Consider the following 365-nt stretch of genomic DNA (forward strand, 5'->3'; position numbering starts at 1 on the left):
AGTTCGTTATTCCCAACCTTTTAGAATTTTAAATCATCCTGTTCAGTACCGCCTAAATTGGCGTGGGCAATTTGCACCCAAAATTTTAGTTCCTCAAGACCGTTTTTATATTGGTGGGCGCTATAGCGTTCGAGGCTTTGATGGTGAGGTCATGCTGTCAGGTGATAACGGTCACTATTTACAACAAGAGTTAAGTTGGAATTCTCCTCTTCCTGCGACTCAGTTTTATGCTGGTATCGATCAGGGATGGGTCAATGGACGGAATAGTTATTCTGGACAACGTCATCTGATGGGAAGCGTATTTGGGACACGTAGTTATTTTAAAGGTGTGTATTTAGATACCTTTGTGGGTCATGGTATCCAGT

The 365-nt window shown here is 42.2% G+C and carries 1 protein-coding gene; it reads left to right on the forward strand.

Annotation, left to right across the window (positions count from 1 at the left end; genetic code table 11):
• Positions 1-365: ShlB/FhaC/HecB family hemolysin secretion/activation protein (locus FY049_RS22255; protein ID WP_446084439.1), on the forward strand; the 365-nt coding region annotated here is incomplete at both ends.

The organism is Acinetobacter sp. 1125_18A (genome assembly GCF_052824985.1).